This window comes from Mesorhizobium sp. M0074 (genome assembly GCF_040322975.1).
In the GTDB taxonomy this organism is placed as follows: Bacteria; Pseudomonadota; Alphaproteobacteria; order Rhizobiales; family Rhizobiaceae; genus Mesorhizobium.
Genome location: NZ_JAMYUM010000002.1, coordinates 271,987 through 297,032 on the forward strand (window position 1 = coordinate 271,987; position 25,046 = coordinate 297,032).

A 25,046-nucleotide genomic window follows, 5' to 3' on the forward strand; every position below is an offset into this window, starting at 1 on the left:
TTTGCCGAGCCCGCAGATCAGGCCCGACAATAGAAAGACTGGGTTAAGATGACTTTAAGGAATGTCCCGGGATTTCACAGTTTCCTGAGCGCCACTTCCTCGACCAGATGGTTGGCGCCCTTGCGCAGGATGAGATCGGCTCGGGCGCGGGTCGGCAATATATTCTCGCGCAGATTCTTCAGGTTGATGTTGGTCCACAGGCCCTCGGCGATGGCGCGGGCCGCATCCTCGGAAAGTTGCGAATAGCGGTGAAAGAAGGAGGCCGGGTCGCGGAAGGCGGTTTCGCGCAACCGCATGAAGCGGGCGATATACCAGTGATGGATCAGCGCCTCCTCGGCATCGATGTAGATGGCAAAGTCGAAGAAATCCGACAGGAAAGGCACGATCTTGCCGTCCTTCGGCAGCTTGCCCGGCTGCAGGACATTAATGCCTTCGAAGATTAGGATGTCGGGCCGGTCGATGGTCTGGAACTCGCCCGGAATGACGTCATAGGTCAGGTGCGAATAGACCGGCGCGCGGACGTTGCGCTGCGCCGATTTGATGCCGGACAGGAAGCGCAGCAGCGCGCCGACGTCGTAGCTGTCCGGAAAGCCCTTGCGCTCCATCAGATTGTTGCGGCGCAGGACTTCGTTCGGCAGCAGGAAACCATCGGTGGTGACCAGGTCGACCTTGGGACTCGACGGCCAGCGCGCCAGCAGCTCCTTTAGCACGCGCGCCGTGGTCGATTTGCCGACCGCGACGGAACCGGCAATGCCGATGATGAACGGTGTCTTGGCCGCGTCCAGCGCGTTGAAGAAGGCCTGGCGCTGCCTGAACAGGAGTTGACTGGCTTCGACATGAGCCGACAACAGCCGCGACATCGAAAGATAGATGCGCTCGACCTCGTGGAGATCGACCGGATCGTTCAGCGACCGCAGACGACGGACCTCGTCCTCGGTGAGCGTCATCGGCGTATCGGCGCGGAACCGCGACCATTGCTCGGCCGAGAAGAAACGATAGGGTGAATACTTCTCGGTAGGAGCGAGCTGGTCCATCGAGTTCCTCCGCAGCGATCAGCCCCGGTCCAGCCGAGACGCCTTTTCGGCGATGCCCGAACGACCGGTGCGGCGTTCAAGCTCGTTGAGCACATCGCTCAGCGGAATGTCCGCTATGCCGAGAACGACAAGCCAATGATAGATGAGATCGGCGCTTTCCGAAACAAGCGCGTCCCGGTCGGCGCTGACGGCTGCGATCACCGTTTCGACTGCCTCTTCGCCGAGTTTCTGCGCTGCCTTGCTCATGCCACGCTGAAAGAGCTTGGCCGTCCACGAATCCGGATCGCCGGAACGTGCGCGTTCGCCAATAATCTTCTCCAGATCGGAGAGCGAGAACTCGGTCATGACGGCGTTTACAGCCTCTTCTTAGCCGGAAAGGCTCTAGGACCGATTACCCGGCGAGTCCAGCCGCATCGGCAGTCCGGCCTGAGCCATGTGCAGCTTGGCTTCGGCGATGCTGTAGGTGCCGAAATGGAAGATCGACGCCGCCAGCACCGCGCCGGCATGGCCGTCGCGAATGCCTTCGACAAGGTGGTCGAGCGTGCCGACGCCACCGGAAGCGATGACCGGCACGCGTACGGCATCGGCGACCGCGCGGGTAAGGGCTATGTCGTAGCCGGCCTTGGTGCCGTCGCGGTCCATCGATGTTAGCAGGATCTCGCCGGCGCCGAGATCGACCACTCGCCGAGCGAACTCGACGGCGTCGATGCCGGTCTTCTCGCGGCCGCCATGGGTGAATATCTCCCAGCGATCAGCCTCGCTCGCAGCGGACACTTTCTTGGCATCGATGGCGACGACGATGCACTGGTTGCCGAATTTGTCGGCAGCCTCGGCGACAAAATTTGGGGTCTTCACCGCCGCCGTGTTGATCGACACCTTGTCGGCGCCGGCCAGTAGCAGCTTCCTGATGTCGGCGACCTGACGGACGCCACCGCCAACGGTCAGCGGCATGAAACATTGTTCGGCGGTGCGGGCGATGACATCGAAAATGGTCTCGCGGTTTTCCGACGAGGCGGTGATGTCGAGAAAGCAGAGCTCGTCGGCGCCGGCCGCGTCATAGGCTTTTGCCGCTTCGACGGGATCGCCGGCATCGACCAGGTCGACGAAATTGACGCCCTTGACGACACGGCCGTTCTTGACGTCGAGACAGGGGATGACGCGGGCTTTCAGCATCAGATCCTCTCGATCGCCGCAAGAAAGTCGACAAGCAGCTGGCCGACGACGCGTGGAACTTCGGACTGGGAATCAAAGGCCGGGTCGTAGGCCGAGAGCGTCACGCCGACGATTGGGATTGACCTGGCCAGTCCGCAGGCAAGCTGCCGTAGCTGTTCCGGACTCGGGCCGCCCGGGTGCGCGTAGCGGTTCACCTGCAACACATCCGGATCGAGGACATCCAGGTCGAGATGCAGATGCGCCCGCACAGTCCCTGTCGCCGTGAGCTTTCCGATCATATCGAGTGCACCGGCACATTCGGTGCGCACGATCGGCAAAGTTTCCAGCAGTCGCTTTTCGTCGGGATCGAGGTCGCGGGCATCGACCAGCATGCAGCGCGCCGGGTCTATCGGCCGGAACCCCGGAATTGCTGCCGCCATCGGATGCCAGCAGAGCCCGAGCGTCGCCGCCAGCGCCATGCCGTCGAGAAAGCCGTAGGAGGACGTCTCCGGCGTGTTGAGATCGCCATGCTGGTCGATCCAGATGATCGAATCCGCAACTTCACCGGCGACCGCACCGGCGGCGGTCAGGCAATTTCCAGCAAGGATAATGGGGAAGCGCCCTCCATCGCGGGCGAGGTTAACCTTGGTCGCGACGGCGTTGCAGACGGCGAAGCCGGTTGCAATTTCGCGCCCCTGCTCGTCTCCGACCTTGCCGATATCTTCGACGGCGACGTCATGGCCAGCCACGGTCAGGGCTTCGACCAGCCCACCGCCGATGATGGCGTCCGGCCCCTGGCCGCACCCTTCGTGATAGTGCCCGCTGTCGTAGGGAGCAACGATAATCGAGACCTTCACGTTTCACACCCCTGCCATCGGTTTGCCACGCAGGATCGCCAATGCCTCGGCCGGGTCGATGCGGCCGTCGTAGAGGGCGCGTCCGGAGATCGCGCCTTCGAGCTTGCGGGCATCGGGCATGGTCATGCGCACGATGTCGGCGATCGAGGCGAGCCCGCCCGAGGCGATAACCGGGATCGACACCGCGTCGGCGAGATCGATGGTGGCGTCCCAGTTGATGCCGGTCAGCACACCGTCGCGGTCGATATCGGTGTAGATGATGGCGGCGACGCCGGCACCCTCGAATTTCCTCGCCAGTTCAATGACGCCGAGGCTTGAGGCTTCAGCCCAGCCTTCGACCGCGACCTTGCCGCCCTTGGCGTCGATGCCGACGGCGATCTTGCCCGGGAATGCCTTGCAGGCCTGCCTGACCAGATCCGGATCGCGCACCGCCACGGTGCCAAGAATGACGCGGGCCAGCCCACGGTCGAGCCAGTCCTCGATCTGCGCCAGGGTGCGGATGCCGCCGCCGAGCTGCACCGGATTGCTCGTCGCCTTCAGGATAGCGCCGACCGCGGCGCTGTTGACGCTCTGGCCCTTGAAGGCGCCGTTGAGGTCGACGACGTGCAACCATTCGAAGCCCTGCTCTTCGAAGGCGCGCGCCTGAGCGGCGGGATCGTCATTGTAGATGGTGGCGGTCGCCATGTCGCCATGCCTGAGGCGCACGCATTTGCCGTCCTTGAGGTCTATCGCCGGAAACAGAAACACCTTCAGGCGCCTTCGACGATGACAAAGTGGCCGGTCGAGCCGGCGAGCCTGTACTTCGAGGCCTCCTGGTATTCAGGCGAGCCGTAGCATTCCAGCGCCTTTGCATAGGATTCGAATTCCACCAGCACGTGGCGATTGCCTGCCGGTCCTTCCGGGCTGGTGTACCGCCCGGCGCGCACCGGGAACTTCGCGCCGTATTTCGCGAAAGCCGCGGCATTGGCCTCGATGTACTGCTTGTAGATCTCGGGATCGTGGACATCGACCATTGCCATCCAATAGCCCTTCTTGCTCATGGTTCAGGGCCTCCAGCCTAGGAAATTGGTGATCAGCGCCAGGCCCAGCGCCTGGCTCTTCTCGGGGTGGAATTGCGTTCCGGCTAGGTTGTCGCGGGCGACAGCGGCCGTTACCGGGCCGCCATAGTCGGCAACCGCCAGCACCTCATCGTCCTTCCGTGCATCGAGATGGTAGGAGTGGACGAAATAGGCGTGCAGTCCCTTGCCACCCGTCGCAATGCCGGAAAACAGCGGATGCTTGCGCTTCAGGTCAATTGTGTTCCAGCCGATCTGCGGGATCTTCAGTGTCGGATCGGCCGGCGTGATCTCCTTGACGTCGCCGGCGACCCAGCCAAAGCCCTTTGTGACGGTCTTTTCCAGGCCTCGCTCCGACATCAGCTGCATGCCGACGCAGATGCCGAGGAACGGCCGAGCCTTGGCGATCGCCACCTCCTCGACCGCTTCCCACATGCCGGCGACCGCACGCAGTCCAGCGGCGCAATCGGCATAGGCACCGACGCCGGGCAGGACGATGCGGTCGGCGGTCCTGACCCGCTCGGCATCGGCGGTGAGTTCGATCGCGGCGGCAATGCCGGCTTCATGCGCGGCACGCTCGAAGGCCTTGGTGGCCGAGCGCAGATTGCCCGACCCGTAATCGATGATCGCAACCCTCATCTCAGGGCTTTCCCGGAATATGGTTCAGCCCCAGCGCCAGGCCCATCTGCGCCGACCGGGCATGTGCTGCGTCTGGGACGATGCGTTGCACCGTCGGTTGTTCATCCGACTGAGCATCGGCTTCCAATGCATAGCGGACGTCTGCGTCGTCGAGCCTGTCGGCCTCGACCACGCCCCATTCATGCCAGCCGCGACGGCGCAAGGCTGCGATCCGCAAGCCCTGCCCTTCCAGTCCGACAAAGAGCATGACAAGCAGGGATAAAAGCGAGCCGGCTGTTTCCAGGTCCAGCCTTTCGCCCAGCATCGAGAGCAGGCCCATGGCGACAAACGCCAATGCCGCCTCGACCCACAGCCGGTGCCAGGCCAGCCACAGCGGCGGCACCAAGAAGCCGAGCCAGGCAAAGCCGTCACGGATAAAGGTAGTGTCCACGCTTTCGCTGCGGCCTGGCGGCTCCATTACGACATAGATGGCCATGGCGTTACCCTTTCAGGGATCCCTTGGTGGAGGGAACCGCGTCCGGCTGGCGCAGGTCGCGCTCAAGTGCCGAACGCAACACACGCGCCACGGCCTTGAAGCAGGTCTCGGCGACGTGGTGGTTGTTGGCGCCGTAATGATTGGTGACATGCAGCGTGATGCCGGCATTCTGCGCCAGCGCGTGGAAGAATTCGCGCACCAGCTCGGTGTCGAACGTACCGATCTTCGGCGACGAGAATGAAACATTCCAGACCAGAAAAGGCCGGCCGGAGACATCGATTGCCGCCCGCGTCAGTGTCTCGTCCATGGCGAGATCGATCGAGGCGTAGCGCATGATGCCGCGCCGCTCGCCCAATGCCTTGGCCAGCGCCTGGCCGAGCGCAATGCCCGTATCCTCGACCGTGTGGTGGTCGTCTATGTGCAGGTCGCCCTTGGCCTTCACGGTCATGTCGATCAGCGAATGGCGCGACAACTGGTCCAGCATATGGTCGAAGAAGCCGACGCCCGTCGAAATGTCGGATTTGCCCGAGCCGTCGACCTGAACCGATACGGCGATGTCGGTTTCCCTGGTCTTGCGGCTTATCTCGGCGGAACGGGGCGCCATGACCTCATCCTTGTCTCAGATTTTGCACGATTCAGGCGTTCACATGCCTGAAAACGAAAGCCTTCTAGCAGCATGATCCGGCGATTGCCAGTTACCGCTGCGGAGCACAGTCCGGCCCGGCGGATGGCCGGTTTGCAATCGTCCGGCCTATGCATACATATGGCCGATCAAGTCACTCGTAACGCGCCGATCGCCTCGATGGGATCGGTGCTTATCGGAGCAGAAAATGTCGAATGAACTGACCATGCATGCCACGACCATCCTGACCGTGCGCAAGGGCGGCAAGGTGGTGATCGCCGGCGACGGCCAGGTCAGCCTCGGCCAGACGATCATGAAAGGCAACGCCAAGAAGGTGCGCCGCATCGGCAAGGGCGGCAACGTCATTGCCGGTTTCGCCGGCGCCACCGCCGATGCCTTCACTCTGCTCGAGCGGCTTGAAGCCAAGCTCGAACAATATCCCGACCAGCTGACACGCGCCTGCGTCGAGCTTGCCAAGGACTGGCGCACCGACCGCTATTTGCGGCGGCTGGAAGCGATGATGCTGGTGGCCGACAAGTCGGTGTCGCTGGCGCTGACCGGCACCGGCGACGTGCTGGAGCCCGAATTTGGCGTCATGGCCATCGGCTCGGGCGGCAATTACGCGCTGGCAGCGGCACGCGCGCTGGTGGACAGCGACAAGGGCGCAGAGGAGATCGCCCGCAAGGCGATGCAGATCGCGTCAGACATTTGCGTCTACACCAACAACAACTTCGTCGTCGAAACCCTCGATGCCGCCTGAGCGGAGCCTCCGCTATGGTTTTCGGCCGGTGACCCAGAGGGACCTGCCGATGATCGCCGGCTGGCTTGCCGAGCCGCATGTCGCCAAATGGTGGAACGACCCAGAGACCGAGATTGCGGAGATCCGCGAGCATATCGACAGCATTTCGGTCGAGCCGCTGATTATCGAGCTCGACGGAAAGCCCATCGGCTATTTGCAGAGCTACGATCCGCATCTGGAGGACGGCCATCCCTATAGCGACCAGCCGTTCGGCACGCTCGGCATCGATCTGTCGATCGGCGTGCCGGAGCTTGTCGGGGTCGGCCACGGCTCGGCGATCGTCCGGCAGTTCGTCGAGCAGCTTTTCGAGGAAGGTACGCCGCGCGTCATCATCGACCCGGACCCCGCCAATGCACGGGCTATCCGTGCCTATGAAAAGGCCGGTTTCACGGCTATCGATCGCAGGAAGTCGGAATATGGCGATGCCGTGCTGATGGCGATTGATGCCCCAGAGGGTGATGCCGGACAGGGTGACGCAGAAGAGGGGCAATAGCAGCATGAGCGTATCCAGCGACAAAACCGTCTCGGCCTACTACGACAGTTGGCGAATGGGGCTTCTGCTGGTTCTCGGCCTGGTCATCTTCCAGGCCGGGGTTCTTTACGGCATGGGGCGGACGCCGATCTGTACCTGCGGCTATGTCAAGCTGTGGCACGGCATCGTGCAAAGCTCGGAGAATTCCCAGCATATTTCCGACTGGTACAGCTTCTCGCACATCATTCACGGTTTCCTGTTCTATGCGCTGGCGTGGTTCCTTTTCCCGCGCTCGCCGATCGGGCTCAGGCTGGCCTTTGCGGTGGTTATAGAGGGCGGCTGGGAGCTGCTCGAGAACAGCCCTTTCATCATCGATCGCTATCGCGCCGGCACGATCTCGCTCGACTATTATGGCGACAGCATCATCAATTCGGTGTCGGACACGCTGGCCATGGTGCTGGGGTTTGTCATGGCGCGAAGGCTTCCTATATGGGTGGTCGTAACCCTCGCCCTCATCTTCGAATTCGGTGTCGGCTATCTCATCCGGGACAATCTGACACTCAACGTGATCATGCTGCTGCATCCGTTCGAGTCCATTCGGCAGTGGCAAAGTGGAATTTAGTGACATGAGCACCTTCTCTCCTCGCGAAATCGTTTCGGAACTCGACCGCTTCATCATCGGCCAGAAAGACGCCAAGCGTGCCGTGGCGATTGCCTTGCGCAACCGCTGGCGCCGCCAGCAGCTCGAGGGCCAGATGCGCGAAGAGGTGATGCCGAAGAATATCCTGATGATCGGCCCGACCGGCGTCGGCAAGACCGAGATTTCGCGCCGCCTGGCACGCCTTGCCGGTGCGCCTTTCGTTAAGGTCGAAGCCACCAAGTTCACCGAGGTCGGTTATGTCGGCCGCGATGTCGAGCAGATCATCCGCGACCTGGTCGAGATCGCCATCGGGCTGGTTCGCGAGAAGATGCGCGAGGACGTCAAGGCGCGTGCCCACATCAACGCCGAGGAACGGGTGCTCGAAGCGCTTGTCGGCAAGACGGCGAGCCCGGCCACCCGTGACAGTTTCCGCAAGAAGCTGCGCGACGGCGAGCTCGACGACAAGGAGATTGAGATCGAAGTGGCCGATACCGGCAATGGCGGCATGCCCGGCTTCGAGATCCCCGGCATGCCGGGCGCCAATATCGGCGTGCTCAACATCAACGACATGCTGTCGAAGGCAATGGGCGGCCAGAAGACCAAGATGCGCAAGACGACCGTCAAGGAGTCCTACGGGCTGTTGATCAGCGACGAGTCCGACAAGCTGCTCGACCAGGACGAGGTGGTGCGCAGGGCACTCGAATCGACCGAGAACGACGGCATTGTCTTCCTTGACGAGATCGACAAGATCGCCTCGCGCGAAGGCGGCATCGGTGCCGGTGTTTCGCGTGAAGGTGTGCAGCGCGACCTGCTGCCGCTGGTCGAAGGCACCACGGTTGCGACCAAATACGGACCGGTGAAGACCGACCACATCCTGTTCATCGCCTCGGGTGCGTTCCACGTCGCCAAGCCCTCCGATCTGCTGCCGGAATTGCAGGGCCGCCTGCCGATCCGCGTCGAGCTGCGGGCGCTGGAGAAGGGCGATTTCGTCCGCATCCTCACCGAGACCGAAGCCAGCCTGATCAAGCAGTATATTGCGCTGATGAAGACCGAAGGCGTCGATCTGGTCTTCACCGACGACGCCATCGATTCGTTGGCCGGCATCGCCGTGGACCTCAACGCCAGCGTCGAGAATATTGGCGCCAGGCGGCTGCAGACGGTGATGGAACGGGTGCTGGACGAAATCTCCTATGACGCGCCGGACCGCAACGGCACCTCGGTGACAATCGATGCCGCCTATGTCGAGAAGCATGTCGGCGACCTCTCCAGAAACACGGACTTGTCGCGTTTCATCCTGTAGGAGACGCTTCATTCTCGAAGAGGGTCGGGGAATTGCTCCCGGCCTCCCCAATTTGGCCCAGCATTCCCGATGTGTGGCCAAATGGAAGCATCCGGCAAGCTTTCGTCCCGTCGGGTGCAGGCGTCTCTCGACTCCCGGTGGAGCATTACCTAGTTTGCCGGCGACTATTTGGGCGGCGGCGCATGAAAAAACTGATCCTCGTCATTTTGGGGCTGACGCTGGCGGCAGCCATGTTCGCCGCGCAAGCGGCAACGATGGTGCCGCCGGGCAACCGCAACACCGAGCAGCCCGACATACCGGGCGCTTCGAGCCGGCGCACCCAGGCGACCAACACCACCTTCCAGGCGAAATACCGCAAAGTCTTTGCGCTGCTCCAGAACGATGCCGAGCTGCGCGGCAAGATCAAGCAGGCAGCCGCGGCCTATGACATCGACCCAATGCATATCGTTGGAGCCATCGTCGGCGAGCATACCTATAATGTCGATGCCTATGACCGGCTGCAGACCTATTACGTCAAGGCGATCTCGTATCTGTCGAGCAAGCTCTCCTTTGCCTATGATGGCGAGGACATCACCGATTTCGTGCAACGGCCGCAATTTGCGAAATGCGCAGGGAAGTCCGACAGCTACGATCTGTGGGAGTGCCGCGAACAGGTGTGGAACCGGTCGTTCCGCGGCAAAACCGTCAACGGCGAGAGCTTTCCCAACGACCGCTTCGGCGCCACTTTCTTCCAGCCTTATTATGCCGGCCAGACTTTTGGCCTTGGCCAGCTCAATCCGCTGACGGCACTGCAGATGAGCGATCTCGTGCACAAGGTTTCCGGCCTGCCGGAACTCGACGTCGGTGACCCCAATGCGGTCTACAAGACGATCATGGACCCTGACCTGACACTGCCTTATGTCGCGGCGACGATAAGGAAGTCGATCGACGCCTATAGAAGCATTGCCGGCTTCGACATCTCAGGCAATCCCGGCATCACGTCGACGCTCTACAATGTCGGCAACCCCGAACAGCGCGCCTATGCGCTGAAGGCCGAGAACGACAAGCGCCGCGCTGCGGGCGAGCCGGAAAAACTGCCCGAGGAAAATTACTATGGCTGGCTGGTCAACGACAAGCTGCCGGAGCTGAAGGCGCTGTTCTAGCCGAACGCGCTCGGCCAATTATCCACGCGGCGGATCAAGCCGCCAGCAGCGACTTTAACTTGATGGTCTGCGAGCCTAGCGCTTCCGGCGCCGGCCTTGCCTGCTTCGCAATCAGCATCTCGGCCAGCCTTATGTCGCGGGCGACCGCGTTGCCGGGGCCGATGCCGCTTGCCGCAACCAGCCTGCCGTCCTCGGCGAGGTGGAACAGGATGAAGGCGCCGTCGCCGAGGTCGCGGCGCACGATGCTGCGGCCTTCGTCCGACAGGCCGGCGATCTGCAAGGTCAGGCCGTACTGATCCGACCAGAACCACGGCACCGCCGCATGGGACTCGCCGGCGCCAAGCATATTCCTGGCGGCAAGCGCGCCCTGCTCCTGTGCATTGCGCCAGGCTTCCAGCCGCACGCGCCGGCCGCCATAGACGGCGAGCGGAAACGAACAGCAATCGCCGGCGGCAAAGATATCCCGGTCGCTGGTGCGAAGCTCGGCGTCGACGGCGATACCATTGTCGACGGTCAGCCCCGCCTCCGCGGCAAGTCCGGTCACCGGCACGGCGCCGATGCCGATCACGGCAAGATCGGCGACAATGTCGTGTCCACCGGCGAGCGCGATGCGCACTTCGGCGCCATCATCGGCAATGGCGGCGATGCCCTCGCCGCACAGGATTTTCACGCCTTCGGCTTCATGCGCCTGATGGATGACCTCAGCGATCTCGGCCGGCACGCCGCGCATCAAGATGCGCGGCTGCGCCTCGATAACTGTGACCGCCGCACCCAGTCTGCGTGCCGCCGCGGCAAGCTCAAGCCCGATGAAGCCGCCGCCAATGATGGCGATGCGATTTCCGGCGCTGAGATGGGCGCGAATGGCCAGCGCGTCGTTGAAGGTCCGGAGGTAGACGCAGCGCCCGCCAAGGCCCGGCATCGGCAGCTTGCGCGGCACCGAACCGGTCGCCAGCAGGAGCTTGTCGTAGGCCAGGACGGAACCGTCCGAGAGGCGCACGACATGCGCCTCTCGGACGATCGCCACCGCCTGGACCGAATGGATATGCCTGATCGATCTTTCGGCCAGGACCGCCTCACTGGCGATCGCCTTGAGCAGGGGCGCGTCGGCGACCATCGCGTCTTTCGACAGCGGCGGCCGCTCATAGGGAAGATGCGGCTCGTCGCCGACCAGCGTCACCGGGCCATCATAGCCGAGCTCGCGCAGCGCAAGGGCGGCGCGCCCGCCGCATTCGCCGGCGCCAATGATGACCATTCCCTTCGTCATCATCAACCAATCCGGACAAGGACTTTGCCGGCGTCGACTTTGACCGGATAAGTTCTTAGATCGACGCAGACCGGCGCGCCCCTGGCAGCCCCTGTCTTGTAGTTGAAGCGGCCATTGTGCTTCGGGCACTCGATGATGTCGTCCATGACCAGCCCGTCGGCCAGATGCACCTTCTCATGCGTGCAAAGCCCGTCGGTGGCGAAATACTCGTCGTCGGGGCTGCGATAGATGGCAAAGGTGCGGCCGCCATGGTCGAAGCGCATCACGTCCTCTTCGTCGATGTCCTCGGCGTCACAGGCCTCGACCCAGTCGCTCATCTACGGCTCCCCCAATACTTGGCACCCTCGGCATGGGCTTGTCATTCGGCAGCCACCGCAGCGGTAGCGTTGTCGTTGTGGAAGTCCTCGCGATAGGGCCTCGCCGTCGGCGGCAGTTCGCGCTTGATGAAATAATCCTCATTGCGCAGCTGGCGCAGGAAAGCCGGTATCATCTCGCGGTAGCCGGCCAGGATGGACGATGTCGGCGTCGGCAGATCGTGCTTGATCAGTTCGTGCAGCCTGGGCAGCGCGTGATAGGGCACCATGGGAAACATGTGATGCTCGACATGGAAGTTCATGTTCCAGTAGATGAAGCGGCTTATCGGGTTCATGTAGACGGTGCGGCTGTTGAGCCGGTGATCGGTGACGTTTTCAGCCAGGCCGCCATGCTGCAGCAGGCCGACCATGACATGGTGCCAGGCACCGTAAAGCCTGGGCAGACCGACCAGCATCAGCGGCAGGAACGAGCCGGTATAGAGCGCCAGCGCAATGGTCGCGGCATAGATTGTCGTCCAGATGCGGGCAATGCGAATTGCCTTCGGCTGCTCCTGGTCGGGAATGAACGTTCTTTCGGCCGGACTGACGATACCGGCTGCATTGCGCAGCATGTCGCTCATCGCATGCCAGGCGTCGAGAATGCCGACGAAGTTGAGCACCACGCGCAGCAGATCGGGCGGACGCATCACCGAGATCTCCGGATCGCGGCCGACGATGATGGTATCGGTATGATGGCGCGTGTGGCTCCAGCGCCAGGTCACCGGGTTGCGCATGATCATGAAGCAGGCGACCTGATAGACCACGTCGTTCATCCACTGCGTCCTGAAAGCGGTGCCGTGGCCGCATTCGTGCCAGCGTGAATCGGTGGAGGAACCGTAGAGGACGCCGTAGACGAAGAAGAACGGCACGCACCACCAGCTGCCCCAGAACCAGGCGGCGCCGGCGCCGCTGAGGATCATGGCGCCGAGCCAGACGATGGTATCGCGGATCGCCGGGCCGTCGGAGCGCTGCATCAGCTCCTTCATCTGCTTGCGCGGCACGTCGGTGTGATACCACTCGGCCGCCGCCAGCCCGCTCTCGACGGCAAGCTTCGCGTCGCGGCCGATCAGGCTATAGTCGCGTCGGGACGCCGCTGCGGAGCTCGTATTCCCGGTTCGGAGTCCAATATCCACCATAGCGGAGGCCTCGATCATATTCGGTCAGCGTTCAAAATAACGCCGAGCCCTGATAGGCTCAATATCACAAAGATAGTTTCTATCATTTTCCATCAGAATGGTGTAAAAGGGCCAAACAGTGGAATGAGGCAGCGATGGCGAAACGGCCGACGATCACCGACCTGGCGCGCATTTCGGGGGTCAGCGTTGCCACCGTCGACCGGGTGCTGAACAACCGCTTGCCGGTGCGCGAGGAAACCGCGCGCCGCGTCTATGAGGCCGCGACCAGCATCGGCTATCACGCAGCCGGATTGATCAAGCAGCGGATGCGCCATGAATTGCCCGAATACCGGCTCGGGTTCCTGCTGTTGAGACGGGAGGACGTCTTCTACAGTGAATTTGCCCGCGAGCTTGAACTGGCGGTATCGCAGTCGCCGCGCTTTCGCGGCGTGGCCACCATCGACTTCGCCGCTTCGCTGGCGCCGGACGAGATCGTCGAGCGGATGCGCAAGCTGGCCGCCAAATCCAGGGCCGTCGCCCTGGTCGGGCCTGATCACCCGACGCTGACGGTCGCCGTCGAGGCTCTCAAAGCCAATGGCGTACCGGTGTTCTCCCTGCTTTCCGACTTTGCGTCCGGTATTCGCGAGGGCTATGTTGGCCTGGACAATCGCAAGGTCGGCCGCACCGCTGCCTGGATGATCTCGAAGGCCGCGAAGAGACCTGGCAAGGTTGCCCTCTTCGTCGGCAGCCATCGCTTCCATGGCCATGAGCTTCGCGAGATCGGTTTTCGCTCCTTCTTTCGCGAGCAGGCGCCGGAATTCACTCTCCTCGAGACGTTGGTCAATCTGGAAGCGAACCAGATCACGCATGATGCAATGATCGAGCTTCTGGCCCGCCACCCTGATCTCGCCGGTTGCTATGTCGCCGGTGGCGGCATGGAAGGCGCGATCTCGGCGCTGAGGGAGGCAAAGCCGGCTGAGATGCCGGCGGTCGTCTGCAACGAGATCACGCCCGACTCCCGCGCGGCGCTGGCAGATAATTTCCTGACCATGGTGATCTCGACGCCACTGGCGGCGCTTTGCCGCGAGCTTGTCGGGCTGATGGCGCATGCCATCGAGACCGGCGCTGCGAATGCGCCGGGCCAGACCTTTCTGCCCTTCGACATTTATCTGCCGGAAAACATCTGACGTCGCGGTCATCGGCGGCAGACATGATGTAATCTATCAGAACGCTTTCAGGCCTGGCTTGCGTTAGCGTCCGTCTAAAAGCGCTCGAAATGCCGAAAATCCATTCCTCATGGCGAAATCTCGCTTGACGCCCAAGCGAAATGGAATAAATATTTCACCAACTGAGAATTTTGGTTCTTTCGTTCCGGAAGATCTGTTTCAGGCAAATGCCTCCGGAACTAAAAATGGCAATCGGGAGAGAATTCCCTGCGAGATCGGGGATTCCGGGTAGATCGGTGCAGCCGGACACCAATGTGGAGGAGAAATAAAATGAAAAAACTGCTTTTGGGCGTCGCGTTCGCGGCGCTGATGGGTTCGTCCGCCTTTGCTGCCAAGATCGGCGTGTCGATGGCGTTGTTCGACGACAATTTTCTCACAGTGCTGCGCAACGGCATGATTGAACAGGCCAAGGGCATGGACGGCGTCGAGCTGCAGGTGGAGGATGCGCAGAACGACGTCGCCAAGCAACTCGACCAGATCAAGAACTTCGCCGCCTCAGGCGTCGACGCCATCATCGTCAACCCGGTCGACACCTCGGCGACTCAGGCGATGTCGGACGCAGCCGCCGCTGCCAAGATTCCACTGGTCTATGTCAATCGCGAGCCGGTCAACGTCGACACGCTGCCCGAAAACCAGGCCTTCGTCGCCTCGAACGAAGCCGATTCCGGCACGCTCGAGACCAAGGAGGTCTGCCGCCTGTTCAAGGAGGCCGGCAAGACTGAAGCCAACGTCTATGTGATCATGGGCGAGCTGTCGAACCAGGCAGCGGTGCAGCGCACCAAGGACATTGACGACGTGATCGCCACGCCGGAGTGCAGCTTCATCAAGATCATCGACAAGCAGACGTCGAACTGGAAGCGCGAAGAAGCGCAGAACCTGATGACCAACTGGCTGTCGACCGGCAAGCCGTTCGACGGCGTCATCGCCAATAATGACGAAAGCGCCATCGGCGCCATCCAGGCGATGAAGGCCGCCAACATCGACATGAAGTCGGTTGTCGTCGGCGGGGTCGACGCTACCCAGGATGCGCTTGCCGCGATGCAGGCGGGCGACCTCGATGCGACGGTGTTCCAGGACGCGGCCGGCCAGGGTGCCGGCGCGCTTGACGCAGCGCTCAAGCTGGCGAAGGGCGAGAAGGTCGAGCACAAGGTCTACATCCCGTTCCAGCTGGTCACGCCGGCAAATATCGACAAGTTCCTGAAGAAGAACTGAGGCGGACCTGTCCGATACGGAGCGGCGCGCCAAGGTAAGACAGCGCCGCTCCGCTTTTTCCCTCTCGGCCTGAACAGCGCCGAGTGGAGACCGTGGCTGACGGAGGAAGCACGATTGGCACAGACATCTCACGGCGTCGGCGGGCTCAGCTATGATGCGAAGCGGCGCGCATGGCCGGCCGAATTCAACGTCTTCCTGGCGCTCGTCATCCTGGTCGGCGCTTTCGAGCTGATCGGCCGGGTTTTCCTGGGCGACAGCTTCCTGTTCAACACCCGCGACAATATCGATGCGATCTTCAACGAAGCGCGCCTGCAGATCATCATCCTGCAGGTGTCGATAGTCGGCATCATTGCCATCGGCGTGACGCAGGTGATCATTACCGGCGGCATCGACCTGTCCTCAGGTTCGATCGTCGGCGCCACGGCGATGATAGCCATGAGCTTCGCCCAGGTGGCGACCGTCAATGGCAACCCGAACCCGAAGGCGATGTTCATCGCGCAGGGCTGGACCGACCTGCCGGTGATCGTGCCCGTGCTGGTCGCGATCGGCTGCGGCCTGCTGGCCGGCCTGGTCAACGGCGCTTTGATCGCCTACACGCGCATCCCGCCGTTCATCGCCACGCTCGGCATGATGGTCACCGCGCGCGGCATCGCCAAATGGTGGTCAAAGGGGCAGCCGATCTCGTTTCCGACCGAGAGTTTCGCCGCCATTGGCAAGGGGCTGATGCCGGTCATCATTTTCATATCGCTCGCAGTGCTGTTCCAGCTGATCCTGAGTTACACCAAATATGGCAAGCACTGCTATGCAATCGGCTCCAATGAGGACGCCGCGCGCATGTCCGGCATCAACATCGCCAACCACAAGATCCTCGTCTACGTCATTGCCGGCGTCCTCGCCGCGCTCGCCGCCGTGGTGCTGAGCTCCAAGAATCTCACCGCCCAGGCCGGCATGGGTGTAATGTACGAGCTCGACGCGATCGCCATGGCGGTTATCGGCGGCGTCTCGCTGTCGGGCGGCCGCGGTTCGATTATCGGGACAGTGATCGGCTCGCTGATCTTCGGCGTCATCATCTCCGGCTTCACCTTTCTGCGCCTCGACGCCTATTATCAGGAGATGGTCAAAGGCGTGATCATCGTCGGCGCAGTCGTACTCGACCAGTGGCGCCAACGCCTGCGGGCGATGAGGGCTTGATCATGTCAGACATCGTCCTGAAGACCGAAAACCTGACCAAGTATTATGGCGGCGTCCATGCGCTGGAGGGTGCCAACTTCGAGCTGCGCAAGGGCGAGCATGTCGCCATCATGGGCGACAACGGCGCTGGCAAATCGACCTTCGTACGCCAGATCACCGGCGTCGAGCAGCGCACCAGCGGCAGGATGTGGTTCGACGGCAAGGAAGTGAATTTTGCCGGCCCCATCGAAGCCCGCGAGGCGGGCATCGAGACGGTGTTCCAGAACCTGGCGCTCGCCGACGACCTCGACGTGCCGTCGAACCTGTTCCTCGGCCGCGAGCGGGTGCTTTTCAATCTCGGGCCCTTCTCGATCCTCGATCGCAAGTTCATGCGCAAGGCGACCGAGGCAGCCTTGGTCCGGACAGCGGTCAAGATCCCCAATCTTTCCAATACTATCCGCCACATGTCGGGCGGCCAGCGCCAGTGCGTAGCAATTGCCAGAACCGCGACCTTTGCTTCCAAGCTCATCATCATGGATGAGCCGACGGCGGCACTCGGCGTGCAGGAGACGATGCAGGTCGAAAACATCATCCGCACGCTGAAGGAGAATGGCGAACCGCTGATCCTGATCTCTCACAACATGCGCCAGGTGTTCGACCTGGTCGACCGCATCGTCGTTTTCCGGCGCGGCCGCATCGTCGCCAATTTGCGCAAGCAGGACACCGACGGCAACGATATCGTCTCCTACATCACCGGCGCCAAGACCGGGCAGGCGGAACTTGCGGCGTAACGGCCAACGCCGAGCACAGGCGCTGACACGCCCTCCCTTCCGAACCATCCTCAAAGGAAAACTCTTCATGCCTCTTCGCTTTGCTCTTCTCGGTGCCGGCCGTATCGGCAAGGTCCATGCTCGCGCCGTCGGTTCCAATCCTGAGGCCAGGCTGGTCGCAGTTGCCGACGCCTTCGAGAAGGCGGCGACCGATCTGGCCTCTGCCTATGGCGCCGAAGTGCGCAGCATCGATGCCATCGAGAAGGCCGGCGATATCGATGCGGTCGTCATCTGCACGCCGACCGATACCCATGCCGATCTGATCGAACGCTTCGCCAAAGCGGGTAAAGCGATTTTCTGCGAAAAGCCGATCGACCTCGACGCCGCCAGGGTGGAACGTTGCCTGGCCGTCGTCGACAAGGCCGGCGCCACCCTGATGGTCGGCTTCAACCGCCGCTTCGATCCGCATTTTGCCGCCGTGCGCAAGGCGATCGACGACGGCGCCATCGGCACTGTCGAAATGGTGACAATCACCTCGCGCGATCCCGGCCCGCCGCCGCTCGACTATATCGGCCGCTCGGGCGGCATCTTCCGCGACATGACCATTCATGATTTCGACATGGCGCGCTTCCTGCTCGGCGAGGAGCCGGTGGCGGTCAGCGCGCATGCTTCGGTGCTGGTCGACAAGAAGATCGGCGAGGCCGGCGACTTCGACAGCGTCAGCGTCATCCTCGAAACTGCCTCCGGCAAGCAATGCGTTATCTCCAACTCACGCCGCGCCACCTACGGCTACGACCAGCGCATCGAGGTGCATGGCTCGAAAGGCATGATTGCGGCCGAGAACCAGCGGCCGGTGTCGATCGAACTGGCCAATGAGAAAGGCTATACGCGGCCGCCGCTGCACGATTTCTTCATGACCCGTTATCTCGACGCCTATGCCAACGAGATCGCTGCCTTCATCGCGGCAGCGACGTCAGGCAAGAAGGCGGCGCCGAGCGGCAAGGACGGGCTGGTGGCGCTCAGGCTGGCGGATGCGGCGCTGAAATCGGCCAAGAAAGGCAAGACCGTCCGCCTCGACAAAACAATCTGACTATCAAGCACAGGAGCAAGGCGATGAACGGTTCAGCCGGTCGCAATTCCGAAACACGCGCCATCGTCACCGGCGGCGCACAAGGCATCGGCTTTGCCGTCGCCGAAGCGCTGGCCGATGAGGGCTGCCGGGCGCTGGCGCTGATCGGCCGCTCGCAGGAGAAGGGCGACAAGGCTGTCGCCATCCTCAAGGGGGCAGGCGTCGATGCCATCTTCATCAGCGCCGACGTCTCAAAAGTGGCCGACTGCAAGCGTGCGGTCGAAACGGCGATTGGCCATTTTGGTACCGTCAACGCGCTGGTCAACGCCGCTGCCACCTCGGCTCGCGGCTCGCTGGTCGAGACCTCCGAGGATCTGTTCGACCAGATATTCCAGACCAATGTGCGCGGCCCGTTTTTCCTGATGCAGGGCGTGGTGGCGCATTTGCTGGCGCGCCAGGTACCGGGCTCGATCGTCAACGTGCTGTCGATGTCGGCGCATTGCGGCCAGTCGTTCCTGGCGCCCTATTCGTCGAGCAAGGGAGCGCTGGCGACACTCACCAAGAATGTCGCCAATGCCTATCGCGGCAATCGCATCCGCTGCAATGCGGTGCTGCCCGGCTGGATGGACACCGAGGGCGAGGCGATCGTGCAGAAGAAATGGCACGACGCGCCGGAGGACTGGTTGGAGAAGGCCGAAGCCGCGCAGCCGATGGGCCAATTGGTGAAACCGGCGCAGCTTGCCCGGTTGATCAGCTATATGATCAGCCCGCAGTCCGGCGTCATGACCGGGTCGCTGGTCGACTACGATCAGAGCATCGCCGGGGCGTCACCGGAATAACGCCGGCAAGTCTAGCGGAACGCCGCCCATCACTTCGTCATCCACGGGCAGAGCAAGGAGCGCAGCGACGCGGCGCAGACCCGAGGATCCATGCCGTGACATCTAGGCGTCGCTACAATGCAGAATTTAGTTCCGCAGCACTCCTTGGCCAAGGCAACGGCATGGATCCCAGGGTCTCCGCGACGGAGCTCCGCTCCTGCTTCGCCCTGGGATGACGAAGTTCGGGGGGCTTCAGCCAATCGCGAATGGGCTGGAGTAAACCTCCTCCTCACCAGGCACGTGACAAGCGCATCCGCATCGACTATATCAGCCCTCATGATCAACCTGACCGCCACATATTGGTACTTTATGAGCTCGCTGGCGGCGGGAGGATTGCGCTCGATCTGAAGATTGCAGCAATAACATCCGAACAGCCGCCAGACCTGGCGGCTTTTTTGTTTCAGCCGGCAGGTCTCCCAATCAGGAGCAGAAGCCGTGTTGACGACCACAGACGATCTTCGGGTCAAGGAAATCAGAGAACTGAGCACACCCGACGAGGTGATGCGGGAAATACCGCGCACGCTGACGGCGACGCGCACCGTTGCCGCATCACGCAATGCCATCCACGCCGTGCTGACCGGCGCCGACGATCGGCTGGTGGTCGTCGTCGGCCCCTGTTCGATCCACGACCCGGCCGCCGCCGTAGACTATGCCAGCCGTTTGGCATCGCTGCGTGAAAGCCTGTCGGACCGGCTGGAGATCGTGATGCGGGTTTATTTCGAGAAACCGCGCACGACGGTCGGCTGGAAGGGCCTGATCAACGATCCCGACCTCGACGGCAGCTTCAACATCGACAAGGGGTTGCGGATGGCCCGCAACGTGCTCTCCGCCGTCAACAATCTCGGCCTTCCGGCGGCCACCGAATTCCTCGACATGGCCACCCCGCAATATATTGCCGACCTCGTCGCCTGGGGCGCGATCGGCGCACGCACGACAGAGAGCCAGATCCATCGCGAGCTGGCGTCAGGCCTGTCCTGCCCGGTCGGCTTCAAGAACGGCACCGACGGCAATCTGCGGATTGCCGCCGAAGCGGTGAAGTCCGCCGCCCAGCCGCATCATTTCATGGCGGTGACAAAGGGCGGGCGCAGCGCCATCGCGACGACCACCGGCAACGAGGACTGCCACGTCATCCTGCGCGGCGGTATTGTGCCGAATTATGACGCGGCAAGCATTGCTGCTGCCTGCGCTGAGCTCGGCCGGATCGGCGTGGCGCCGCGGCTGATGATCGATGTCAGCCACGCCAACAGCAGCAAGAAGCCGGGAAACCAGCCGCTGGTGGCGGCTGACATGGCGGGCCAGATCGCGGCGGGCGACGAGCGCATCGTCGGCATCATGATCGAGAGCAACCTCGTCGCCGGCCGGCAGGACGTCGTGCCCGGCAAGCCGCTCGTCTATGGCCAGAGCATCACCGATGGCTGCATCGACTGGGCAACCACCGAGACGGTGCTGCACGGCCTTGCCGACGCCGTCGAGCAGCGCCGGTCGGCGAGACGTGCCATGATCGCCGATCGCCCGGGAGCCGCGTGAGCACTTCTCCTTCTCCCCTTGTGGGAGAAGGTGGATCGGCGCGCAGCGCCGAGCCGGATGAGGGGTGCTGGAAGAAACTCGGCGCAAAAATATTGAGGGATTTTAAGCGGTTATTTCTTCGCTGTAGCGATCCGTCCAACACCCCTCATCCGACCGAGCTTCGCTCGGCCACCTTCTCCCACAAGGGGAGAAGGGGAGACCAGCGCGGGCTTACTACCGCACCGCAATCCAGCGCTGTTCCGCGAACGAGCGCGCCATCGCGTGCACCGTGCGCTCGATCTCCAGGCCTTCGTCGAAATCGATGATCCGCGCCGGCTTGCCGGCAAGTCGCGTCAACAGTTCCCGGCATTCGATAATCTTGAGGTCATTAAAGCCAAGGCCGTGGCCGGGCGCCGGCAGGAAGGCGTCATAAGGCTTATGATGCGGCGCCACCAGGATGGTGCGGTAGCCTTGCTCGGTCGGCCGGTCGGCCGTCAGATAGAGTTGGAACTCATTCATCCGCTCCTGGTCGTACAGGATCGAGCCCTTCGAGCCAAAAATCTGGATGGCGATCCGGCCTTTGCGGCCCCACGCCGAACGGTTGACCAGCAGCGTGCCGGCGATGCCGTTTTCGAGATGCATCAGGATGCTGGCGATGTCGTAGGTCTCGACCGCGCGGCGCCCGCCCGAGGCGACGTGGCGGTCGGCATAGGGCCTGGCCATGTCGCACATGACGCGGGCGACACGACCGAACAGGACCGCAATGATCGACAGCGGGTGCACGGCGAAATCGTCGAGCGCGCCGTAGCCGGACGCCGCCTCGTGCTTCCAGAAGAACAGCGCCTCCGGATCGGCCATGAAGTCCTCGTCCATCTCGATGCGCAGATGGTTGACCTCGCCGATGATCTTCTCGTCGAGCAGTGCGCCGATATGGCGGATTGCGGGGTTCTGGATGTAATTATAGCCGAGCGCGGCCACCTTGCCGGACTTTTGGGCCGCCGCAGCCATTGCTTGCGCCTCGGCGAAGCTCGGCGCCATCGGTTTTTCACACCACAGATGCTTGCCGGCTTCGAGGATGGCGATGGCCATTTCCGGGTGGAACTGGTTCGGCGTGGTCAGCGAAACGACATCGACTTCCGGGTCGTCGACGACGGCGCGCCAATCGCCGGAGGCCTTGGCGAAGCCGAATTCGCTGGCACGGCGTTTGGCAAGGTCCTCGTTGACCTCGCCGAGATGGACCAGCCTTGGCTTGTCCACATCGGGAAAGACGGTGCCGACCGCGTTCCAGGCGATGGCGTGGCACTTGCCCATGAAACCCGTGCCGATAAGACCTACCCCGACCATCTGCCTTGCCTCCGTGTGCGCAAATTGTGTGGATGAATTAGTCCATTTTGTCTGGAGATGGAACGCTTGTCTCATTTTTTATGGTGTTCTTGCACAGGCCCGCTATGATGGGGCACAGAGGGAACCAGACGATGAGCCTGGGCGGAGCGACGATGGACGAACGGGTGCCGCGCGATTTCGAGACGCTGCGGGCGACGATCCTGGAGCGGCGCCACAGCCTGCCGAAACGTATCGCCCAGATCGCCGCCTATGCGCTCGACAACCCAGACGATATCGCCTTCGGCACCGCTGCCAGCATCGCCGCTTCCGCCGGTGTCCAGCCTTCGACCCTGATCCGCTTTGCCCAGCAGCTTGGTTTTGATGGTTTCACCAGCCTGCAGTTGGTGTTTCGCGAGCGCCTGCGCGAGCGCAACTCATCCTATGATGAAAGGCTGGCGGCATTGCGCGCCAAGGCCGAGGAAGGCGCCGGCCACCGCGCGATTTTCGACGGTTTTGTTGCCGCAGCCAGTACCTCGCTCAACGACATTTCGCGCACGCTGAATGAAGACCATTTCGAAGATGCGATCACCGTGTTGGCCAAGGCCGAAACCATTTACGTGCTGGCCAAGCGGCGCTCCTACCCGGTCGCCTCCTATATCGCCTATGCATTGGGCAAGCTCAAGATCCGCAACCAGCTGATCGAATCGGCCGCCGGCCTCAATGCAGAGATGATCGGCTTTGCCTCTCCAAGGGACGCCGTGATCGCCATCAGCTTTTCGCCCTATGCCCCGGCCACCATCGAGGAGGCGCGCGTCATTTCGGAGCAAGGCGTGCCGATCGTGGCGATTACCGACAGCTCCTTTTCGCCACTCGCCCAATTCGCCAGGGTCTGGTTCGAGGTCGCCGAGGCCGATTTCGCCGGCTTCCGCTCGCTGTCGGCGACGATGGCTTTGGCTATGGCGCTGACCGTCGCGGTCGGCGAGAAGCGGCGCGATACTGGCAAGAAGCGCAAGCCTTAGATCACCTCTATTGCGGTTTCGCCTTCTGCCGAAAGCCGCGCTGCGTCGCGGGCAGGCGGCGACCCGAACTGGCGGGCATACTCCCGGCTGAACTGGGAAGCACTCTCATAGCCGACGGCGAAGGCGACACGTGCGACGTTGCCCGGCTGGGCAATCAGCAGATGGCGGGCTTCCAGCAAGCGGATTTGCTTTTGATACTGGATTGGGCTCATGGCCGTCGCCGCCTTGAAGTGACGATAAAACGCAGCACTGCTCATACGGGCAATCTCGGCCAGATCGCCGACCCGGACCGGCTGATGGGGATGCGAACGGATCCAGGCGATCGCCCGGCCAATCCGGGACAGATGGCCATCGGCGCGCGCAAGTTCACGAAGCTTTCCGCCTTGGGGGCCTTGCAGGAGCCGAAACAGCATCTCTCGCTCGATCATGGTCGCGAGCACGGAAATCTCCGCTGGCCGGTCAAGCAGCCGCATCATTCGACGCAACGCGTCGAGCAGATCGTCATCAGCGGGAGAGGTGGAGAAACTGTCGCCACTGAGGGCCGGCGCGTGCTCGACGAGGAGCGCGGCGACGGCCTGCAGGTCAAGGGTCAAGCCAATGGCCAGGTAAGGACGCGCCGCGCTCGCTTCGATTATCTGGCTGATGGTGGGCGTCTCGACAGTATAGATGAAATAGCTGGCCGGATTGTAACGAAGAGCTCGGTCGCCGATCAGAACCGTCTTCGCGCCCTGCAGTACGAATAAGATCCCCGACCCCCACACCCCTGACAATGGCGGCGTGGCGACTTCGCTGCGGCCGATCGAAACGCGGGGAACCGCCGTTCTTGTTCGTCGCCCGCGCGCATGGCGGCCGGCGATCTCGATCAACTCCTGCAGCGCCTTGCTCATTGCGCCAGCATCGCGCATTCGCACCGGCGGCGCAACAGCGTGAGAGGATTAGGCAAGAGCCGGAGAATTTCCGGCGCGCAACGCCCGCTGCCTCGCACCATTTGTGGGTCTTCCACAAGAAAAATGGAGACACCGATTATGAGAACATCGAAAAGCGCGCTGGTGACCGGCGCCAACAAGGGTATAGGCCATGAAATCGCCCGGCGACTGGCGACCATGGGCTTCAAGGTCTGGCTCGGCGCCAGGAGCGCCGAACGCGGCATGGCGGCGGCGCAGGCATTGCGCGCCGAAGGCCTCGACGTGGAGTGGCTTGAGCTGGACGTCACGCGGGATGACAGGGTGAAGGCGGCAGCCGAGGCATTCAGGCAGGCCAGCCCCTGCCTCGACGTGCTGGTGAACAACGCCGGCGTCGCCATCAATTACGACCTGCCGCCGAGCCAGCAGCGGATCGCCGACATCCAGGCCACCTACGACGTCAATGTCTTCGGCCCGATCCGCGTGACCCAGGCATTCCTGCCGCTGCTGCTAGCAGCACCTGCTGCCCGGATCGTGATGGTGAGCAGCTCCACCGGGTCCATCGGCCGGGCGCTCGATCCCGCCACTGCGAACCACGCCGTTAACATGATGGGCTACGGCAGCTCCAAGACAGCCTTGAATGCCATCACGGTGGCGTTCGCCAGGGAGCTCGCGCCCCAAGGCATCAAGGTCAACGCCGCGGCGCCCGGCTACACTGCCACCGATCTCAACGGGTATAAAGGTCACCGCACGGTGCAGCAGGCGGCCGAGATCGTCATTCACCTGGCGACCTTGGACGCCGATGGCCCGACCGCCGGGTTCTTCAACGATGATGGCCCGCTTCCTTGGTAAATCAGCTGGTTTCAGCGGTAGATACTTGACGTTCGTCTGACTTCAAAGTTTCTGAACGCGCGAGCCTTGCACAGCACTTTTCAGCTTTGGGAATGCTCGTTCCATATTGACTATGGATTGGAATTATTATTTCATATTGCTGGCGCCACGCTGCCGCTCGCGCGTGTTACCCAAGACAACAAAGCCGATGGGAGGTTCGA

General features: G+C 62.4%; 28 protein-coding genes. 14 read left to right on the forward strand and 14 right to left on the reverse strand.

The window, feature by feature from the left end; translation table 11 throughout:
* Positions 1 to 74: 74 nt before the first annotated feature.
* From coaA to hisB, 9 genes are read right to left on the reverse strand one after another with little or no spacing between them, the layout of a single operon-like run.
* Positions 75 to 1,034: a type I pantothenate kinase gene (gene coaA, locus NKJ73_RS04295; RefSeq protein ID WP_352451662.1), complete on the reverse strand. Its 960-nt coding sequence runs from the start codon at positions 1,032 to 1,034 to the stop codon at positions 75 to 77.
* A gap of 18 nt (positions 1,035 to 1,052) precedes the next feature.
* Positions 1,053 to 1,379, reverse strand: a complete 327-nt coding sequence (locus NKJ73_RS04300; protein WP_254815934.1) for a phosphoribosyl-ATP diphosphatase — start codon at positions 1,377 to 1,379, stop codon at positions 1,053 to 1,055.
* A 36-nt stretch (positions 1,380 to 1,415) separates the two neighbouring features.
* The gene (gene hisF, locus NKJ73_RS04305; protein WP_023677537.1) at positions 1,416 to 2,210 is read right to left on the reverse strand and encodes an imidazole glycerol phosphate synthase subunit HisF; all 795 of its coding nucleotides are present in this window, start codon (positions 2,208 to 2,210) and stop codon (positions 1,416 to 1,418) included.
* On the reverse strand, positions 2,207 to 3,043 hold the full coding sequence (locus tag NKJ73_RS04310) for an arginase family protein (RefSeq protein ID WP_352568490.1): 837 nt from the start codon (positions 3,041 to 3,043) through the stop codon (positions 2,207 to 2,209). Before NKJ73_RS04310 ends, hisF begins: the two co-directional genes overlap by 4 nt.
* Positions 3,044 to 3,046: 3 nt before the next feature.
* Positions 3,047 to 3,790, reverse strand: coding sequence for a 1-(5-phosphoribosyl)-5-[(5-phosphoribosylamino)methylideneamino]imidazole-4-carboxamide isomerase (hisA, locus tag NKJ73_RS04315; RefSeq protein ID WP_352454816.1), 744 nt, complete (start codon positions 3,788 to 3,790; stop codon positions 3,047 to 3,049).
* Between the two features lie 2 nt (positions 3,791 to 3,792).
* The gene (locus NKJ73_RS04320; protein WP_352568491.1) at positions 3,793 to 4,083 is read right to left on the reverse strand and encodes a DUF1330 domain-containing protein; all 291 of its coding nucleotides are present in this window, start codon (positions 4,081 to 4,083) and stop codon (positions 3,793 to 3,795) included.
* A 3-nt stretch (positions 4,084 to 4,086) separates the two neighbouring features.
* Positions 4,087 to 4,737, reverse strand: coding sequence for an imidazole glycerol phosphate synthase subunit HisH (gene hisH, locus NKJ73_RS04325; protein ID WP_352568493.1), 651 nt, complete (start codon positions 4,735 to 4,737; stop codon positions 4,087 to 4,089).
* 1 nt (position 4,738) lies between these two features.
* Positions 4,739 to 5,212, reverse strand: a complete 474-nt coding sequence (locus NKJ73_RS04330) for a DUF2628 domain-containing protein (RefSeq protein ID WP_023677532.1) — start codon at positions 5,210 to 5,212, stop codon at positions 4,739 to 4,741.
* Positions 5,213 to 5,216: 4 nt separating this feature from the next.
* The gene (gene hisB / locus NKJ73_RS04335) at positions 5,217 to 5,816 is read right to left on the reverse strand and encodes an imidazoleglycerol-phosphate dehydratase HisB (RefSeq protein ID WP_023677531.1); all 600 of its coding nucleotides are present in this window, start codon (positions 5,814 to 5,816) and stop codon (positions 5,217 to 5,219) included.
* Between the two features lie 226 nt (positions 5,817 to 6,042).
* On the opposite strand from hisB, the gene hslV reads away from it, so the two are divergent.
* The 5 genes from hslV to NKJ73_RS04360 all read left to right on the forward strand — a co-directional run bounded on the left by hslV (position 6,043) and on the right by NKJ73_RS04360 (position 10,187).
* The gene (gene hslV, locus NKJ73_RS04340) at positions 6,043 to 6,594 is read left to right on the forward strand and encodes an ATP-dependent protease subunit HslV (protein WP_023677530.1); all 552 of its coding nucleotides are present in this window, start codon (positions 6,043 to 6,045) and stop codon (positions 6,592 to 6,594) included.
* Complete coding sequence (locus NKJ73_RS04345) at positions 6,584 to 7,126, forward strand: GNAT family N-acetyltransferase (protein WP_352568494.1); 543 nt, start codon at positions 6,584 to 6,586, stop codon at positions 7,124 to 7,126. Before hslV ends, NKJ73_RS04345 begins: the two co-directional genes overlap by 11 nt.
* Before the next feature lie 4 nt (positions 7,127 to 7,130).
* Positions 7,131 to 7,727 carry a DUF2585 domain-containing protein gene (locus NKJ73_RS04350; protein ID WP_023677528.1) on the forward strand — a complete coding sequence of 199 codons (597 nt, stop codon included), beginning with the start codon at positions 7,131 to 7,133 and terminating at the stop codon, positions 7,725 to 7,727.
* 4 nt (positions 7,728 to 7,731) lie between these two features.
* Positions 7,732 to 9,045 (forward strand): ATP-dependent protease ATPase subunit HslU, encoded by a 1,314-nt coding sequence (gene hslU, locus NKJ73_RS04355; protein WP_352568495.1) that lies wholly within the window; start codon positions 7,732 to 7,734, stop codon positions 9,043 to 9,045.
* A gap of 182 nt (positions 9,046 to 9,227) precedes the next feature.
* The gene (locus NKJ73_RS04360; protein WP_352568496.1) at positions 9,228 to 10,187 is read left to right on the forward strand and encodes a DUF1402 family protein; all 960 of its coding nucleotides are present in this window, start codon (positions 9,228 to 9,230) and stop codon (positions 10,185 to 10,187) included.
* Positions 10,188 to 10,221: 34 nt separating this feature from the next.
* On the opposite strand, the gene NKJ73_RS04365 is transcribed toward NKJ73_RS04360, so the two are convergent.
* Genes NKJ73_RS04365 through NKJ73_RS04375 form a run of 3 tightly spaced genes read right to left on the reverse strand, consistent with a single transcriptional unit; the run spans position 10,222 to position 12,937 of the window.
* Positions 10,222 to 11,451 carry an NAD(P)/FAD-dependent oxidoreductase gene (locus NKJ73_RS04365; protein WP_023677525.1) on the reverse strand — a complete coding sequence of 410 codons (1,230 nt, stop codon included), beginning with the start codon at positions 11,449 to 11,451 and terminating at the stop codon, positions 10,222 to 10,224.
* 2 nt (positions 11,452 to 11,453) lie between these two features.
* Positions 11,454 to 11,768: a MocE family 2Fe-2S type ferredoxin gene (locus tag NKJ73_RS04370; RefSeq protein ID WP_023677524.1), complete on the reverse strand. Its 315-nt coding sequence runs from the start codon at positions 11,766 to 11,768 to the stop codon at positions 11,454 to 11,456.
* A 41-nt stretch (positions 11,769 to 11,809) separates the two neighbouring features.
* Positions 11,810 to 12,937: a fatty acid desaturase family protein gene (locus NKJ73_RS04375; protein ID WP_352568497.1), complete on the reverse strand. Its 1,128-nt coding sequence runs from the start codon at positions 12,935 to 12,937 to the stop codon at positions 11,810 to 11,812.
* Positions 12,938 to 13,074: 137 nt separating this feature from the next.
* On the opposite strand from NKJ73_RS04375, the gene NKJ73_RS04380 reads away from it, so the two are divergent.
* The 7 genes from NKJ73_RS04380 (at position 13,075) to NKJ73_RS04410 (ending at position 20,771) form a co-directional block, all read left to right on the forward strand.
* Positions 13,075 to 14,106, forward strand: a complete 1,032-nt coding sequence (locus tag NKJ73_RS04380; protein ID WP_023677522.1) for a LacI family DNA-binding transcriptional regulator — start codon at positions 13,075 to 13,077, stop codon at positions 14,104 to 14,106.
* Positions 14,107 to 14,415: 309 nt separating this feature from the next.
* Complete coding sequence (locus NKJ73_RS04385; protein ID WP_352568499.1) at positions 14,416 to 15,357, forward strand: sugar ABC transporter substrate-binding protein; 942 nt, start codon at positions 14,416 to 14,418, stop codon at positions 15,355 to 15,357.
* A 114-nt stretch (positions 15,358 to 15,471) separates the two neighbouring features.
* Entirely contained in the window at positions 15,472 to 16,548 is a 1,077-nt protein-coding gene (locus tag NKJ73_RS04390) for an ABC transporter permease (RefSeq protein WP_292655972.1), read from the forward strand.
* Positions 16,549 to 16,550: 2 nt separating this feature from the next.
* Positions 16,551 to 17,318, forward strand: coding sequence for an ATP-binding cassette domain-containing protein (locus NKJ73_RS04395; RefSeq protein ID WP_254815918.1), 768 nt, complete (start codon positions 16,551 to 16,553; stop codon positions 17,316 to 17,318).
* 67 nt (positions 17,319 to 17,385) lie between these two features.
* Positions 17,386 to 18,387, forward strand: a complete 1,002-nt coding sequence (gene iolG, locus NKJ73_RS04400; protein WP_352568500.1) for an inositol 2-dehydrogenase — start codon at positions 17,386 to 17,388, stop codon at positions 18,385 to 18,387.
* A gap of 23 nt (positions 18,388 to 18,410) precedes the next feature.
* Positions 18,411 to 19,205: an SDR family oxidoreductase gene (locus tag NKJ73_RS04405; RefSeq protein WP_023677517.1), complete on the forward strand. Its 795-nt coding sequence runs from the start codon at positions 18,411 to 18,413 to the stop codon at positions 19,203 to 19,205.
* 474 nt (positions 19,206 to 19,679) lie between these two features.
* Positions 19,680 to 20,771 (forward strand): 3-deoxy-7-phosphoheptulonate synthase, encoded by a 1,092-nt coding sequence (locus tag NKJ73_RS04410; protein ID WP_352568501.1) that lies wholly within the window; start codon positions 19,680 to 19,682, stop codon positions 20,769 to 20,771.
* A 213-nt stretch (positions 20,772 to 20,984) separates the two neighbouring features.
* Here the strand turns inward: NKJ73_RS04410 and NKJ73_RS04415 are convergent, their stop codons facing one another.
* On the reverse strand, positions 20,985 to 22,094 hold the full coding sequence (locus NKJ73_RS04415) for a Gfo/Idh/MocA family protein (RefSeq protein WP_352568502.1): 1,110 nt from the start codon (positions 22,092 to 22,094) through the stop codon (positions 20,985 to 20,987).
* 152 nt (positions 22,095 to 22,246) lie between these two features.
* Here NKJ73_RS04415 and NKJ73_RS04420 point away from each other — a divergent pair, with 152 nt between their 5' ends.
* Positions 22,247 to 23,092, forward strand: coding sequence for a MurR/RpiR family transcriptional regulator (locus NKJ73_RS04420; RefSeq protein ID WP_023677514.1), 846 nt, complete (start codon positions 22,247 to 22,249; stop codon positions 23,090 to 23,092).
* Here the strand turns inward: NKJ73_RS04420 and NKJ73_RS04425 are convergent.
* A complete protein-coding gene (locus NKJ73_RS04425) occupies positions 23,089 to 23,979 on the reverse strand; it encodes an AraC family transcriptional regulator (RefSeq protein ID WP_023677513.1) in 891 nt (296 codons plus the stop codon). The genes NKJ73_RS04420 and NKJ73_RS04425 overlap by 4 nt on opposite strands.
* 138 nt (positions 23,980 to 24,117) lie before the next feature.
* On the opposite strand from NKJ73_RS04425, the gene NKJ73_RS04430 reads away from it, so the two are divergent.
* Positions 24,118 to 24,846 carry an SDR family oxidoreductase gene (locus tag NKJ73_RS04430; RefSeq protein ID WP_023677512.1) on the forward strand — a complete coding sequence of 243 codons (729 nt, stop codon included), beginning with the start codon at positions 24,118 to 24,120 and terminating at the stop codon, positions 24,844 to 24,846.
* Positions 24,847 to 25,046: the final 200 nt, after the last annotated feature.

Excerpts from the sequence above, each read along its gene's own strand:
- NKJ73_RS04365 (WP_023677525.1), bottom strand. The coding sequence starts at position 11,451 with ATGACGAAGGGAATGGTCATCATTGGCGCCGGCGAATGCGGCGGGCGC.
- hslV (WP_023677530.1), top strand. The coding sequence starts at position 6,043 with ATGTCGAATGAACTGACCATGCATGCCACGACCATCCTGACCGTGCGC.
- NKJ73_RS04360 (WP_352568496.1), top strand. The coding sequence starts at position 9,228 with ATGAAAAAACTGATCCTCGTCATTTTGGGGCTGACGCTGGCGGCAGCC.
- NKJ73_RS04370 (WP_023677524.1), bottom strand. The coding sequence starts at position 11,768 with ATGAGCGACTGGGTCGAGGCCTGTGACGCCGAGGACATCGACGAAGAG.
- NKJ73_RS04420 (WP_023677514.1), top strand. The coding sequence starts at position 22,247 with ATGGACGAACGGGTGCCGCGCGATTTCGAGACGCTGCGGGCGACGATC.
- NKJ73_RS04430 (WP_023677512.1), top strand. The coding sequence starts at position 24,118 with ATGAGAACATCGAAAAGCGCGCTGGTGACCGGCGCCAACAAGGGTATA.
- NKJ73_RS04330 (WP_023677532.1), bottom strand. The coding sequence starts at position 5,212 with ATGGCCATCTATGTCGTAATGGAGCCGCCAGGCCGCAGCGAAAGCGTG.
- NKJ73_RS04415 (WP_352568502.1), bottom strand. The coding sequence starts at position 22,094 with ATGGTCGGGGTAGGTCTTATCGGCACGGGTTTCATGGGCAAGTGCCAC.
- NKJ73_RS04385 (WP_352568499.1), top strand. The coding sequence starts at position 14,416 with ATGAAAAAACTGCTTTTGGGCGTCGCGTTCGCGGCGCTGATGGGTTCG.
- NKJ73_RS04405 (WP_023677517.1), top strand. The coding sequence starts at position 18,411 with ATGAACGGTTCAGCCGGTCGCAATTCCGAAACACGCGCCATCGTCACC.
- NKJ73_RS04345 (WP_352568494.1), top strand. The coding sequence starts at position 6,584 with ATGCCGCCTGAGCGGAGCCTCCGCTATGGTTTTCGGCCGGTGACCCAG.
- hslU (WP_352568495.1), top strand. The coding sequence starts at position 7,732 with ATGAGCACCTTCTCTCCTCGCGAAATCGTTTCGGAACTCGACCGCTTC.
- hisH (WP_352568493.1), bottom strand. The coding sequence starts at position 4,737 with ATGAGGGTTGCGATCATCGATTACGGGTCGGGCAATCTGCGCTCGGCC.
- NKJ73_RS04300 (WP_254815934.1), bottom strand. The coding sequence starts at position 1,379 with ATGACCGAGTTCTCGCTCTCCGATCTGGAGAAGATTATTGGCGAACGC.
- coaA (WP_352451662.1), bottom strand. The coding sequence starts at position 1,034 with ATGGACCAGCTCGCTCCTACCGAGAAGTATTCACCCTATCGTTTCTTC.
- NKJ73_RS04320 (WP_352568491.1), bottom strand. The coding sequence starts at position 4,083 with ATGAGCAAGAAGGGCTATTGGATGGCAATGGTCGATGTCCACGATCCC.
- iolG (WP_352568500.1), top strand. The coding sequence starts at position 17,386 with ATGCCTCTTCGCTTTGCTCTTCTCGGTGCCGGCCGTATCGGCAAGGTC.
- NKJ73_RS04425 (WP_023677513.1), bottom strand. The coding sequence starts at position 23,979 with ATGAGCAAGGCGCTGCAGGAGTTGATCGAGATCGCCGGCCGCCATGCG.
- NKJ73_RS04350 (WP_023677528.1), top strand. The coding sequence starts at position 7,131 with ATGAGCGTATCCAGCGACAAAACCGTCTCGGCCTACTACGACAGTTGG.
- NKJ73_RS04395 (WP_254815918.1), top strand. The coding sequence starts at position 16,551 with ATGTCAGACATCGTCCTGAAGACCGAAAACCTGACCAAGTATTATGGC.
- NKJ73_RS04380 (WP_023677522.1), top strand. The coding sequence starts at position 13,075 with ATGGCGAAACGGCCGACGATCACCGACCTGGCGCGCATTTCGGGGGTC.
- hisB (WP_023677531.1), bottom strand. The coding sequence starts at position 5,816 with ATGGCGCCCCGTTCCGCCGAGATAAGCCGCAAGACCAGGGAAACCGAC.